The sequence below is a fragment of the Rothia sp. ND6WE1A genome (assembly GCF_001683935.1).
GTDB classification, from domain to species: Bacteria; Actinomycetota; Actinomycetes; order Actinomycetales; family Micrococcaceae; genus Rothia; species Rothia amarae.
In genome coordinates this window covers 34,335-46,279 of sequence record NZ_LXTU01000073.1, presented here as the reverse complement: position 1 = coordinate 46,279, position 11,945 = coordinate 34,335, and the positions used below count along the sequence as shown (strand labels likewise).

The window sequence follows — 11,945 nt, the reverse complement described above, 5'->3', positions numbered from 1 at the left end:
AACAAAAAACCCTCTCTTGTCAACAAGAGAGGGTTTGTAACGCTCAAGCTAAGCGTTGAATGGTGCCCAAGGTGGGACTCGAACCCACACTCCTAAGAACCGTATTTTGAGTTTTCCGGGGTTTCGTGGCGGGTCGTGACCGGTCATGACTTTTCGCGCGATTCCGGGGTTTTTACACCAGTTTTCGTGTCGGGTGGTGGCATTACGTTTTTTTCAACTACGTGCGGAACTACGTGCAAAACTAACCGAATAAAGCAGCGTTCACCTGTACCGCAACGTCCCGCTCCATCTCCTCCAGAACATGTTGATACCGGTTGAGCATGGTCGCCGACGACCAGCCCATCATCTGCATAGTCACCCTCGGGTTCACCCCGAGCGCGAGGAGAGTGGTCGCCGCAGTATGCCTGGCGTCATGGACACGCATATCCAAACCCATCTCCCCAGTTATCTGCTTCCAGTGTTTCCGGTCGTAGGCTGGCATGATCTGTTTACCCTGCTGTGTAGTAAAGACCAGGTCCCACGACTTCCCCTCAACGTCATACGCCCCTACCCAGGCTGGCCCCTGCTCGAGCCTCCACTTTGCTTGCAGCACCCGCTGATGCCGAAAAACGCGAATAAGCTCGGCCGGTAGAGCAATAGTACGCACCCCCGAGGCGGTCTTAGGGCTTTTCATGGTGAACCCTCCACCAGGTACGAGCGGCGAGGGAGCGACGCACATACAGTAACCCTTCGTCTAGGTTGACGTCGTCCCAGCACAGCCCGAGCCTTTCGCCTTGGCGTAGGCCGAGGGCGAGGGCTACGGTAAAGGATGGCCCCCACTGGTCGTTGAAGCGGAGCGTGGATATGAGCGCCTTAGCTTGGGCTGGGGTCATGACAGTGGGTTCGAAGGCTGCCGGGCGTGGTGGTTTGATGCGCTCGATAGGGTTGCGGGGTATGAGGTCGCGGTGCACGGCGTCTTTGAGGCATTTGGAGAGGACACGGTAGACCTTGAGGACGGTGGATTCGCTCCTGCCAGCTTCGCGCATGTTTTGTAGGACGCGTTCGATATGTAGGGCTGTGACTTTGTGAAGCTCTTGGCCGGCTACGGGCTGGGTGAGCACCCAGCGTCCGAGTTGTTGTTTGTAGTCGCGCCAGGAGCGGTCGGAGACTTCGTTTTTGGCGATGGTTTCTAGCCAGTGGTTTATCCAGGTGGCTAGGGTTGTTTTTTCTGGGTTTTCGAGTAGCCCGTTGTCGAGGTTCTTTTTCCAGGCTCGGTGTTTAGCGCGTGCTTCGGCTGCGGTTTTGCCTGTGAATGATTTGCGGACGGGGCGTCCGGTGGTGGTGGCTGTGGTTGAGGCGGTGATTTGCCAGCGGCCGTCTTTGCGTTTGTAGGGTTTGGTGCCCTCACCGTCAGCTCTGCGAGTGGACATGGTACTGATATCCTTACGAGGGTTGCTAATGAGAAAGAAAACTATGCATGGCTAATAATTCAAATAATTCTGTTACTCCACTTTGGGTCAAAATCGTTTCAGTACTATATTTTGTGGCGTTAGTGCTTCTTGTATTTATTCTGCTTGTAATAGCAATACTCCTTATAGTTTTGATCGCTCCCTTTGATTCTCATCAGTGGTCCGTCATAGGTGATGTGTCACGTAACACCTCTGGTTGGGTAGCATTGTTCGCTGCTGCTGGAACTATTACGGCCATGCACATCACTAACCGCTCGCGTGAGAAGGAAGCCGCTAGTAGTAATTTTCGTGACCATTTGCAATGGGCAGTTGAGAGGGCAGCCGACAACGAAAATCAGTTTGAGGTTGCTTTCGCGCAAGCAGTAATCCAGCATTTTGCCAACAACAAACCTAAACATCTCTCCAACGAGGAACACGAACTGGTTCTTGAGGTGCGCCAGACTCTGGAAAACATGCAGGTCATCGAAGATCAGCCTGCCACCGAAGATTCACAGTAAAAAATTTCCTTTGAATTTCATTTTGGGACTGTATAGTGAGGGTTACAGGAAGAACTTTCTAGCTCGCTAGGATGGGATTCCTGTGAAAGGAGACATGCCCCATGACAACAAAATCATCACAATTTAAGGGTTTGCCTGCCCCTCGTCCTTTGAGTGAGGAGCGCGCGAGGAAGCTCGTTGCGGAGCAGCGTCGCCAGATGGCAGCTGATAACGCTCGACTTCGCCAAGAAGAGCAGAACCCTACTTTTAGAAATACGCTCAAGCGCAAAGGTGCTTTGGGTACGCTTCGTTGGGCTCTTGCCCAGTAAGTTTTTTACTATCCCCGCCCCACCAATGCTGGTGGAGCGGGGTCTTTTTTATTTAAGGACGTTTTCGCTGATGAGTCGGTCAATCTTTCGGACATCGAGTCCTTTGCGGATTCTTATTTTAATGTGCCCCATTTTTGTCCAGAGCTCTAGTTCTTCGTCTCGGTCGAGAGATGATGCAGAGTTCTCGGATGACCACATGTGAATAGAGGAGTAGGGCAAGGAGTACATTTCAACTTTCTTCCCTGTGAGTCCTTGAGCATCACGGACAATGAGTCGTTTGTTGGTGAACGTTGCTGAATCTCTGAAGGTTTTAAAGGAGACGATGGGGTGTTCGTTGGTGGTGAGGATTTGGGGGAGGTCAGCGGGGTGCTGGATTTCTGAGATGAGAGTCCAGGCGAGGATTGCGTTAGTGGTTGGTGTTGGCATTTTTTTACTTTCTCGTGAGTGGTGTTGCGCTAATACGTGAAGGATTCGTTGGGTGACCCCTAGTTCATTAGCGATGTAGGGGAGGTTGTTAGGGTATGCCTTCAGTACGCATTGGTATTCATCGGGGTCGATGATGATTGCTGTTCCGGTCCATAGTCCGTGGATGTTGTGGGGGAGTTCCTCCCAATGGACGTCGATGTTGAGGGATTCGGCGTGTTGGAAGGGCTCGTAGTTATTCAAAGATTTCGTCTGCGCCTTTCGGTTCATCTGATCGGTAAGCGGCAAGGGCGAAACTTTCGTACTGGAGAGCTCTCTCTGCTCGACGTACAACTTCGGAAGGCTTGGCCCCTAGCGCCTTACATAGTTGATCTAATTCATTAGTGTTTAGTGGAGATTCTGAGTTGTATACGGATTTACTGAGGCGGTTTCGACTGATGCCTGTCTGTTCTTCCATGCTTACGAGAGTCTGTGATTGACGGGTCATAAGGACTTTGATTTCTTCATTCAGTAGTTCACTGAATCTGTTTGCTTTTCCGGTTCCTTTACGTGGCATATAAGGAACTTTACCCCAGTTTCAAAACTTTTTCCCTTTTTTGTTTGATAATTCCCTATTTGGTGAATTAGTGTAGTTGACGTACCTCAAGGAGGTGACATGAAAAACCTAAATGCGACTATCGGAGAAAACATCCGCATAGCACTCGCCAAGCAAGGATTCACGCAGGCTGAACTTGCAATCAATCTAGGCTTTGGCAAAAACACCATTAGTGAAATCACTAAGGGATGGCGCTCATTATCTGCCACCGAATTGGTGCGGGTAACTGAATTCTTCGGAACCTCAATTACCTGGTTTACCGAAGAGCATATTTCTGAAATTCAGAATAAAGCCGCCTAATTTTTTTACCCAAACTTCCCTAAATGGGGAACCCGAGCGCAGGGTCTAAAGGGTGCCGACCGCAAACGCTAGGTGCGGTTTCAAAAAACGAGGTGAGAGCTCGCTGGTCGCTGATTGAAAACCACATAGAGAACACACGGCTTAAACAAAAAAGCTTCCCACCCCAAAAAGAAAGGGGCGAGAGGCCACAAAAACCAACCACGAAAGGAAAGTAAGATTCTAAAAAATCTAATACTAATCGGCATAGGCGCCGGGTTTGGAATATCCATTTACACGATAAACCGGAAAACAGATTTAGCAGTCCAAGCTCTCAAAACAAAAAACGAGAATGACATAGAAACATTTCAGGAAATAAATTCTTTCATCCTCAACCTCAATGAAACTGTCAAATACTTATCCAGTCGCCGATGAATAAGTACTCCACACGCCGCGCCTACTGCACCAGATTACTTTATAGATAACCTGCTGAGATTCAGCTTGCTTCTTGGCATGAAGAAACATTGCGTCGTCTGCATCCTGCATCTGCTTTTTCATAGCCCACTGCGAATCGAGGTCTTTACGCATATTCCGGAGTATCGGATTATCAGTATCTGACCGTTCACTAGGTGGTATATCAGAAACACGAGGTAGAGAAACTCTGGGGATATTAACCGGAGCGGGGTCTTTAGATTCTCGTTCAGGCAAAACAAAAGTTACATAACCGTTTGGTTCAACTTTTTTCTCCTCAACGGTCTCTGCAATTTCTTCACTAGTCCAAGCAGATAACTGCACTTTATACGCGGTGCTAGTACCGATATTTCGGACGCGGAAAATACCGTCTGATTCTTTATAGTCTTCCCATTCAACATCAGATTTTTCTCGAGTAAGAAGAATCTGAAAAAGAGCGAATCCTGCTGCCATTACTGAGGCAACAATTCCAACAATGGTGAGTATTTCAAGTGCAGTCATTCTCATAACTATATATAAGCCAGCGTCTCAGGGGGGAGTGCCTTCCCCTGGGACTTTTTTATACCCAAAACAAAGGGGAGGAGACTCCTCTCAGTGAGGAGGATCCTTCGATTACTCCTGGTGGCGGTTCGGTTCCTGCCTAAAAAATTGTTTGCCCCTCATTGCCCTTACGGGTGGTGGGGGGCTTCTTTTTTGTTAACTACGTGCGGAACTACGTGCAGCAATGTTTATCGGGGCATAAAAAATGCCCCCGACTAGGTTTGTTTCGCCTAGTCAGGGGCTATATTGTGCCCAAGGTGGGACTCGAACCCACACTCCTAAGAACCGCATTTTGAGTGCGGCGCGTCTGCCAATTCCGCCACTTGGGCCTCTGTCTCAGAGACATCCACCAATCGGTGAGTGCTTTATTACTGTACATTGATTTTTCTAAAAAATAAAATCGGCTCATATTCCATTGCCCACCCCCACCGATTTCGCACCAGAATTTACCTCCTAGCTTCGCTACCACAGCCTCAAACGTGAGAAACTTAAATATAAGAATAAGATTAAAGGAGTAAAGCATGTCAGAGCAGACGCCAGCTGATTCAGTCAGCGAAGAACAGGAGCCTGCCCGCACCGTCGTCGTTGCAGAAGATGAAGCCCTCATCCGTATGGATATTGTTGAAATCTTGCGTGACCAAGGCTTTGACGTCGTTGCAGAGACGGACAACGGTCAAAAAGCTGTTGAACTAGCTGAACTGCATCGCCCCCATCTGGTGTTGATGGACGTGAAAATGCCGATTATGGACGGCATTACAGCAGCCGAAGAAATTTCCAAGAAACAATTGGCACCGGTAGTTTTGCTGACGGCATTTAGCCAAAAAGAACTAGTCGATCGAGCTACAGAAGCTGGGGCAATGGCGTACGTCGTCAAGCCTTTTGGCCCCCATGATTTGATTCCTGCGATTGAAGTTGCCATCAGCAGGTACGAACAAATTGTTGCCTTGCAGAACGAAGTGACAAATATCAAGGACCAATTCGAAACCCGCAAATTAGTCGATCGCGCGAAGTCTTTGCTGATTTCAAAGATGGGATTGAGCGAGCCTGAAGCTTTCCGCTGGATACAGAAAACTTCTATGGATCGCAGACTGTCGATGAAAGAAGTAGCGGAAACCATCGTCAATCAAGTTTCCTAACCGTTTGTTAAAGGTGAAAGAACCTCATATCAGCGACGTCCCTCTATTAAGCGGGACGTCGCTGATTTTATAGGCGTTACCGCTGTGATTTTTCTTCAGAATCTGATGATGTAAAGCCGATACCCCACAGAGTCACTAAAGTGCAGAGAAAGACGCCCAACCACCACCAACTACCTATATTGATAGCTGTCACCAGGCAAAGTATGGTAAGCAGAAGAAAGACTGTGCCGATTTTTTGACGCATATAAAGTACTTTCGCTAGCTAAAGAGTTGGTTATCTGCGGGGGATGATGCTGTTTGTCATGCGCCCGGTACTGATGAGCTTTCCACGTTCATCGGTGATATCAATGCGGTGCACGCACTGCCTCCGACCGATTTTTAGGGCGATGCAGGTTCCCCGAACCAAACCCGAAGTTGCCGAGCGAACATGGGAAATATTGAGTTCTGTACCAACCGCCACGTATCCTTCGGGCGTAGCTTCGTTGGCTGCGAAAGAGCCGAGCGTCTCGAGGAGGGCCGCGCTGGCTCCACCGTGCAATAGGCCGCCGGGTTGAGTATTTTCTGCCACTGGCATAGTTGCCACAGTATATTCTGCAGTTAATTCTTCAAAAAAGATGCCCATTTTAGGAATCAGTGTTCCCAGTCCATGCTGGGAGAACCTGTGCCACTTTTCTTGAGGAATGCCGCTCTTTTCTAGGTCCCGTTGAAATTGAGGGTCGAGTGGTTCACTGGAGTACTCAGAATTGGGAGTCATCGGATGCCTTTCTCTAGAAGATTCGCCTATGAGAGTATCCTAGTAACCTGAACTTTTCACCGTAGAAGCAAATGCTGGAAGCAATTAGGATGGACACCGTGACTACAACTGATGCAGTAAACGATAAGAAAAAGCTTCTCCTCATTGACGGGCATTCGCTAGCTTTCCGTTCCTTCTACGGTGCTCCTGCGGAAGTCTTCGTGACCAGCTACGGGCAGCACACTAACGCCGTCCACGGGTTCCTCTCCACTTTATTGAGCCTCATCAAGTCTGAGCAACCAACTCATATTATTACTGCATTTGACCTAGCTGGCGGTACGTTCCGCACTGAAGAATATGGCGAATACAAGGGCGGTCGCTCGGAAACTCCCGAGGAATTTTTTGGCCAGATTGAACTCATCCAAAAGGTTTTGGAAGCTCTGCAGATTCCGTCGGTGACGGTTGAACGCTATGAAGCCGATGACATCGTGGCAACTTTTGCGAAAGTGGCAGTGGCTCAAGGATTTACCGTGGACATAGTCTCCGGCGACCGTGATGCTTTCCAGCTCATTAACGACGACGTCACTATTCTTTACCCTGTCACCACCGGCCCCTCCAAGGGAATTCGTCGAATGGATGCCGCGGCAGTAGAAGAAAAATACAAAGTACCTCCTCACCTTTACCCCGACCTGGCTGCGCTCACCGGCGAACAGGCAGATAACCTTCCTGGTGTTCCCGGTGTTGGACCAGGTTTCGCCGCTAAATGGATTAACGAATTTGGCGATCTCAACGGCATCATTCAGAACCAGGATAAAATCAAAGGCAAAAAGGGTGAAGCCCTGCGGGAACATGTAGAAGACGTTCTGCGTAACCGCCGCCTCAATAGGCTGGTGGATGATTTGGAGATGCCAATTACTCTGGACGACGCCGCACACTATGGTCCTGCAGACCCGGCAGAGTTAGACGCGCTCTTTGACGAACTGGAATTTTCCACGATTCGCAAGCGAACCGCCGAACTTTTCTCTTCGATGGCGCAAGCAGCCGCAATGCAGGTAGATATTACTGTGGATGCGGTGACTAGGGTCGAAACTGCTGAAGGTTTTTCTGGGTTCGTGCAAAACGCCCAGGAATCAATCTCGGCAACGAACCGTCCCGTCGAAGTTCCCCAGCGGCTGGCAAACGCGCTGGTGTTGCTCCCGCAAGCGCAGCCAGATGCACCGGAAGCCGGTTATGCGCATGAAGAAAACCTTCAGGGAGCAGTGTTGCTGGGCGGTACTCAGGCTGCATGGATTGATTTCACCTCAGCAAGTCCCGAGCTAGAGAAAGCTTTTTCTGATTGGCTAAGCGATGAAAACGCACCGAAAATCGTCTATGACCTCAAGCAGCAGTTTAAGTCTCTGAAAGCTCGTGGTTTTCAGCTCACGGGCGCAGTGGAAGACCCGATGCTGAGTTCCTATGTCTGCGGGCATATTCCTACCGCACGTCGTCGTAGCTTTTTAGCCATGATGCAAGATCTCTGTACTCAGTATCTGCACACAGATTTTCCCGAGCCCGAGGCGCAAGAAGAAAATGTGCAAGGGGACCTGTTTGCTGAAGAGCCCAGTGTGGACATTGAATATGCAGCGTTGACCGCCCGCTATCTTCAAGAACTAACGCTTGCCCTGGATATGGATTTGCGCCAGCAAAATCAACTTAAACTGTATGAAGAAATCGAACTACCTCTGGCTACTGTGCTTGCTGAAATGGAAATTGCAGGTATCGCGGTAGATTCCCAGGTGCTGGGGGAGCTCAAGGAGTATTACCAAAGCTTCATCAAACAGGCTACCGAAGAGGCATACAGCCTCATTAACCATGAGGTGAACCTAGGATCGCCCAAGCAGCTTCAAAGCGTCCTCTTTGAAGAACTTGAACTGCCTACTACTCGCAAACTGAAATCTGGATATTCTACCGACGCCGATTCAATGGCTGACTTACTCGCAAAAATTAGCCCAGAGTCTAAGGGCGCGCAGTTCTTGGTGGCACTTCAGACCTACCGTGACTTCACGAAACTCAAACAGACTGTCGAGGGCTTGCAAAAGGCTACAGCGGGGGACGGGCGCATTCACACCACTTTCCAGCAAAATGTTGCTGCAACGGGGCGTCTTTCCTCGACCGATCCCAACCTGCAGAACATCCCGATTCGTACTGCTGAGGGTCGAAAGATTCGCGAGGCGTTCATCGTGGATCCTCGCACGATTGACGGCACCGATTTCACCACCTTGCTGACCGCCGATTATTCGCAGATTGAAATGCGGATTATGGTGCATCTGGCGGATGATGAAAAGCTGATTCAGGCGTATAAGGACGGCGAAGACTTGCACCGCTTCGTCGGTTCAGAAGTCTTCGGAGTGGCTCCCGAGGACGTGACTTCAGAGATGCGCGCCAAAGTAAAAGCGATGTCCTATGGACTCGCATACGGGCTCTCCCGTTTCGGACTGTCCAAACAGTTGGGTATACCTGTGGATGAAGCTGCCCTACTTACCGTTAACTATTTCAAGCGATTTGGTGATGTCGGGCGTTTCTTGCGGGGCACCGTTCAGCAAGCCCACAAAGATGGCTATACCGAAACGATGTTTGGGCGACGCCGTACACTGAGCGACTTGAATAGCTCTAACCGCCAGCGCCGCGAGGCCGCCGAGCGTGCAGCTTTGAACGCTCCCATTCAAGGTACAGCCGCAGACATTATGAAGATTGCCATGATTAATGTGCAGAATCGTTTGGAAAAAGAGCAGCTCAAAACGCGCATGCTTTTGCAGATTCACGACGAACTCATTCTGGAAGTTGCGCCGGGTGAGGAAGAGGCTGCAACCCAACTATTACAAGAAGAAATGAGTAGTGCAGTCAGCCTCAATGTACCCATGGACGTGCAGGTGGGTAGCGGAATCTCTTGGTATAAAGCGGGGCATTAAGTGAACGACTTTCCGCAAGAAAAAATTGAAGATCAGGCAGATTGGGGCGTGGAAGCGTATCCTCAGGATGTCACTATTACGTCCTTACAAATGCTGGATTCTGCCCTGGCTGAGCAGCCTGCAGAGCTTCCCCAGGGGGTTCGTATTGAACGTGCGCAACATGTTACCCCTGAGCTGGTCCGCTGGTTCTACGCAGTAGTTGGTGGTCCATATCGCTGGTATGAACGGTTAGGGTGGTCGCGTGAGCAGTGGCAGGAAGAACTTGATGCAGAAGGTAGCGAAGTTTGGATTCTGACGCTCGATGGCACTCCTGCAGGGTACTGCCAACTCAGTGCCGAGCTCATGGCGTCCTCCATAGCTCCCACCGCGGACGTCGAAATTCTCTATTTTGGGCTGATGGACTGGGCACATGGCAAAGGCTTGGGTCGTCTTTTCTTGCAGACCGTCATTCAACGGGCGTGGGATATTCCCAATAGACATCATTTGCCGGAGGTTCATCGGGTGTGGGTGCATACCTGTAATCTCGATGGTCCGCACGCTCTCGCGAATTATCAGGCACGCGGATTGAGCGTGTACGAGGTAGAACAGCACCAGGAAATTGTGCTCAAACAGCCGCTGGGCTCTTGGTCGGCTATGTTCGCACAATAAGCTCAGAAGAAGCGGCTCTCGGTATCTTATTGGTGATACGACACACCCGAACGCGTGATTGCCTCTACATAAGGGGTAAATTACCGAAAATAACCGGTGATTTAACCGCGCCAATCGTTGACCTTCGGGGGAGTCCTCCCTAATATTTAATAAGTGCGTGTACTATGCGCGCACATTGTCCGAATAAACGCTCGGTACAGAGCGGAACCACTCGTTGCGATACCGCAGGTAGATACTCTCAATTGGGAACTAGAAGCTTGCGGGGGAACTACGGCTGTATCGACCTACCAAATCTATCCATAATGGAGCCCTTTACTACATGAGCACCAACACTCCTCAGGTTGCAATCAACGACATCGGAACTGAAGAAGACTTCCTCAAGGCCGTTGACGAAACCATCAAGTACTTCAACGACGGCGATCTCGTCTCAGGTGAAGTTGTCAAGGTTGACCGCGATGAGGTTCTCCTCGATATCGGTTACAAGACCGAAGGCGTTATTCCTTCTCGTGAACTTTCCATCAAGCACGACATTGATCCCGGCGAAGTCGTCTCCGTTGGTGACGAAGTTGAGGCCCTCGTCCTGACCAAGGAAGACAAAGAAGGTCGTCTGATTCTCTCCAAGAAGCGCGCACAATACGAGCGTGCCTGGGGCGACATCGAGCAGATTAAGGAAAATGACGGCGTTGTTACCGGCACCGTCATCGAGGTTGTCAAGGGCGGCCTTATCCTGGACATCGGTCTTCGTGGCTTCTTGCCTGCATCCCTCGTCGAAATGCGTCGTGTACGCGACCTCGCTCCCTACATCGGTCAGGAAATTGAAGCTAAGATTATCGAGCTCGACAAGAACCGTAACAACGTTGTTCTTTCGCGCCGTGCATGGCTTGAGCAGACCCAGTCTGAGGTTCGCTCAACCTTCCTCAACCAGCTCGAAAAGGGTCAGGTTCGCACCGGTGTCGTTTCCTCCATCGTCAACTTCGGTGCATTCGTGGACCTTGGCGGCGTAGACGGTCTCGTTCACGTTTCCGAGCTCTCCTGGAAGCACATTGATCACCCCTCAGAGGTTGTTGAAGTTGGCACCGAGGTAACCGTTGAGGTTCTCGAAGTTGATCTTGATCGTGAACGCGTTTCACTTTCGCTCAAGGCAACTCAGGAAGATCCTTGGCAGGCATTTGCTCGCACTCACGCGCTGGGTCAGGTTGTACCCGGTAAGGTCACCAAGCTCGTTCCCTTCGGCGCATTCGTTCGCGTTGAAGACGGTATCGAAGGTCTTGTCCATATCTCTGAGCTTGCTGTTCGCCACGTAGATCTTGCTGAGCAGGTAGTTTCCGTTGGAGACGAATTGTTCGTGAAGGTTATCGACATCGATCTCGATCGTCGTCGTATCTCCCTCTCACTCAAGCAGGCTAACGAAGGCGTTGACCCTGAGGGCACCGAGTTCGACCCCGCACTCTACGGCATGGCTGCAGAGTACGACGAAGAGGGTAACTACAAGTACCCCGAGGGCTTCGACCCCGAGACCAACGAATGGCTCGAAGGCTACGAAACTCAGCGTGCAACTTGGGAACAGCAGTACGCAGACGCTCAGGCTCGCTGGGAAGCACACAAGGTTCAGGTTGCTAAGGCGATGGAGGCAGATGCAGAAGCAGCAGCTACTGCGGCTACTACCTCTTCATCCTCATCTTCCTCCTCCAACTCAGCTCCCGCAGCTCCTACCTCTTACTCATCCGATGACAAGGGTACCGAGTCCGGCACCTTGGCATCAGACGAGGCACTCGCTGAGCTTCGCAAGAAGCTCACCGGCAACTAAGAGGTTTACCGATTAGTTTCTTGCGAAGCTGATTCCGCCGAATTTCTGATTCGCTTCGCGGAAATTCAGCTCCATCGCAAGAAGCTCACCGGCAATTAAGATGTAAAAGCCGAAG

At 50.5% G+C, this 11,945-nt stretch carries 13 protein-coding genes and 1 tRNA gene; 7 read left to right on the top strand and 7 right to left on the bottom strand.

The window, feature by feature from the left end:
- Positions 1–241: 241 nt before the first annotated feature.
- Together A7E48_RS10080 and xerC are read right to left on the bottom strand one after the other, a co-directional pair.
- Positions 242–673: a tyrosine-type recombinase/integrase gene (locus A7E48_RS10080; RefSeq protein WP_068173007.1), complete on the bottom strand. Its 432-nt coding sequence runs from the start codon at positions 671–673 to the stop codon at positions 242–244.
- Complete coding sequence (xerC, locus tag A7E48_RS11035; protein ID WP_068173006.1) at positions 660–1,409, bottom strand: tyrosine recombinase XerC; 750 nt, start codon at positions 1,407–1,409, stop codon at positions 660–662. Before xerC ends, A7E48_RS10080 begins: the two co-directional genes overlap by 14 nt.
- Before the next feature lie 215 nt (positions 1,410–1,624).
- Here xerC and A7E48_RS10070 point away from each other — a divergent pair, with 215 nt between their 5' ends.
- On the top strand, positions 1,625–1,945 hold the full coding sequence (locus tag A7E48_RS10070; RefSeq protein WP_141669448.1) for a hypothetical protein: 321 nt from the start codon (positions 1,625–1,627) through the stop codon (positions 1,943–1,945).
- A 101-nt stretch (positions 1,946–2,046) separates the two neighbouring features.
- A complete protein-coding gene (locus A7E48_RS10065) occupies positions 2,047–2,253 on the top strand; it encodes a hypothetical protein (protein WP_068173004.1) in 207 nt (68 codons plus the stop codon).
- Between the two features lie 48 nt (positions 2,254–2,301).
- Here the strand turns inward: A7E48_RS10065 and A7E48_RS11640 are convergent, their stop codons facing one another.
- Together A7E48_RS11640 and A7E48_RS11635 are read right to left on the bottom strand one after the other, a co-directional pair.
- Positions 2,302–2,964, bottom strand: coding sequence for a PH domain-containing protein (locus tag A7E48_RS11640; RefSeq protein WP_369796783.1), 663 nt, complete (start codon positions 2,962–2,964; stop codon positions 2,302–2,304).
- Positions 2,912–3,163, bottom strand: coding sequence for a helix-turn-helix transcriptional regulator (locus A7E48_RS11635; RefSeq protein ID WP_186303164.1), 252 nt, complete (start codon positions 3,161–3,163; stop codon positions 2,912–2,914). Before A7E48_RS11635 ends, A7E48_RS11640 begins: the two co-directional genes overlap by 53 nt.
- A gap of 168 nt (positions 3,164–3,331) precedes the next feature.
- Here A7E48_RS11635 and A7E48_RS10050 point away from each other — a divergent pair, with 168 nt between their 5' ends.
- Complete coding sequence (locus A7E48_RS10050; protein ID WP_068173000.1) at positions 3,332–3,571, top strand: helix-turn-helix domain-containing protein; 240 nt, start codon at positions 3,332–3,334, stop codon at positions 3,569–3,571.
- Positions 3,572–3,964: 393 nt separating this feature from the next.
- Here A7E48_RS10050 and A7E48_RS10045 read toward each other — a convergent pair whose 3' ends face one another.
- Together A7E48_RS10045 and A7E48_RS10040 are read right to left on the bottom strand one after the other, a co-directional pair.
- Positions 3,965–4,519: a hypothetical protein gene (locus tag A7E48_RS10045; protein ID WP_068172998.1), complete on the bottom strand. Its 555-nt coding sequence runs from the start codon at positions 4,517–4,519 to the stop codon at positions 3,965–3,967.
- A 288-nt stretch (positions 4,520–4,807) separates the two neighbouring features.
- Positions 4,808–4,887 (bottom strand) — tRNA-Leu (locus A7E48_RS10040).
- A gap of 192 nt (positions 4,888–5,079) precedes the next feature.
- Between A7E48_RS10040 and A7E48_RS10035 the strand changes: the two genes are divergently transcribed.
- Positions 5,080–5,694 carry an ANTAR domain-containing response regulator gene (locus A7E48_RS10035; RefSeq protein ID WP_068172997.1) on the top strand — a complete coding sequence of 205 codons (615 nt, stop codon included), beginning with the start codon at positions 5,080–5,082 and terminating at the stop codon, positions 5,692–5,694.
- A gap of 274 nt (positions 5,695–5,968) precedes the next feature.
- Here the strand turns inward: A7E48_RS10035 and A7E48_RS10030 are convergent, their stop codons facing one another.
- The gene (locus A7E48_RS10030; RefSeq protein WP_068172995.1) at positions 5,969–6,448 is read right to left on the bottom strand and encodes a PaaI family thioesterase; all 480 of its coding nucleotides are present in this window, start codon (positions 6,446–6,448) and stop codon (positions 5,969–5,971) included.
- Between the two features lie 89 nt (positions 6,449–6,537).
- Here A7E48_RS10030 and polA point away from each other — a divergent pair, with 89 nt between their 5' ends.
- From polA to rpsA, 3 genes are all read left to right on the top strand, one after another.
- Positions 6,538–9,375 carry a DNA polymerase I gene (polA, locus tag A7E48_RS10025; protein ID WP_068172993.1) on the top strand — a complete coding sequence of 946 codons (2,838 nt, stop codon included), beginning with the start codon at positions 6,538–6,540 and terminating at the stop codon, positions 9,373–9,375.
- On the top strand, positions 9,376–10,023 hold the full coding sequence (locus A7E48_RS10020; RefSeq protein WP_083147365.1) for a GNAT family N-acetyltransferase: 648 nt from the start codon (positions 9,376–9,378) through the stop codon (positions 10,021–10,023). It abuts the gene before it with no gap.
- A 319-nt stretch (positions 10,024–10,342) separates the two neighbouring features.
- On the top strand, positions 10,343–11,830 hold the full coding sequence (gene rpsA, locus A7E48_RS10015; protein WP_068172991.1) for a 30S ribosomal protein S1: 1,488 nt from the start codon (positions 10,343–10,345) through the stop codon (positions 11,828–11,830).
- The last annotated feature ends 115 nt before the right edge of the window (positions 11,831–11,945 follow it).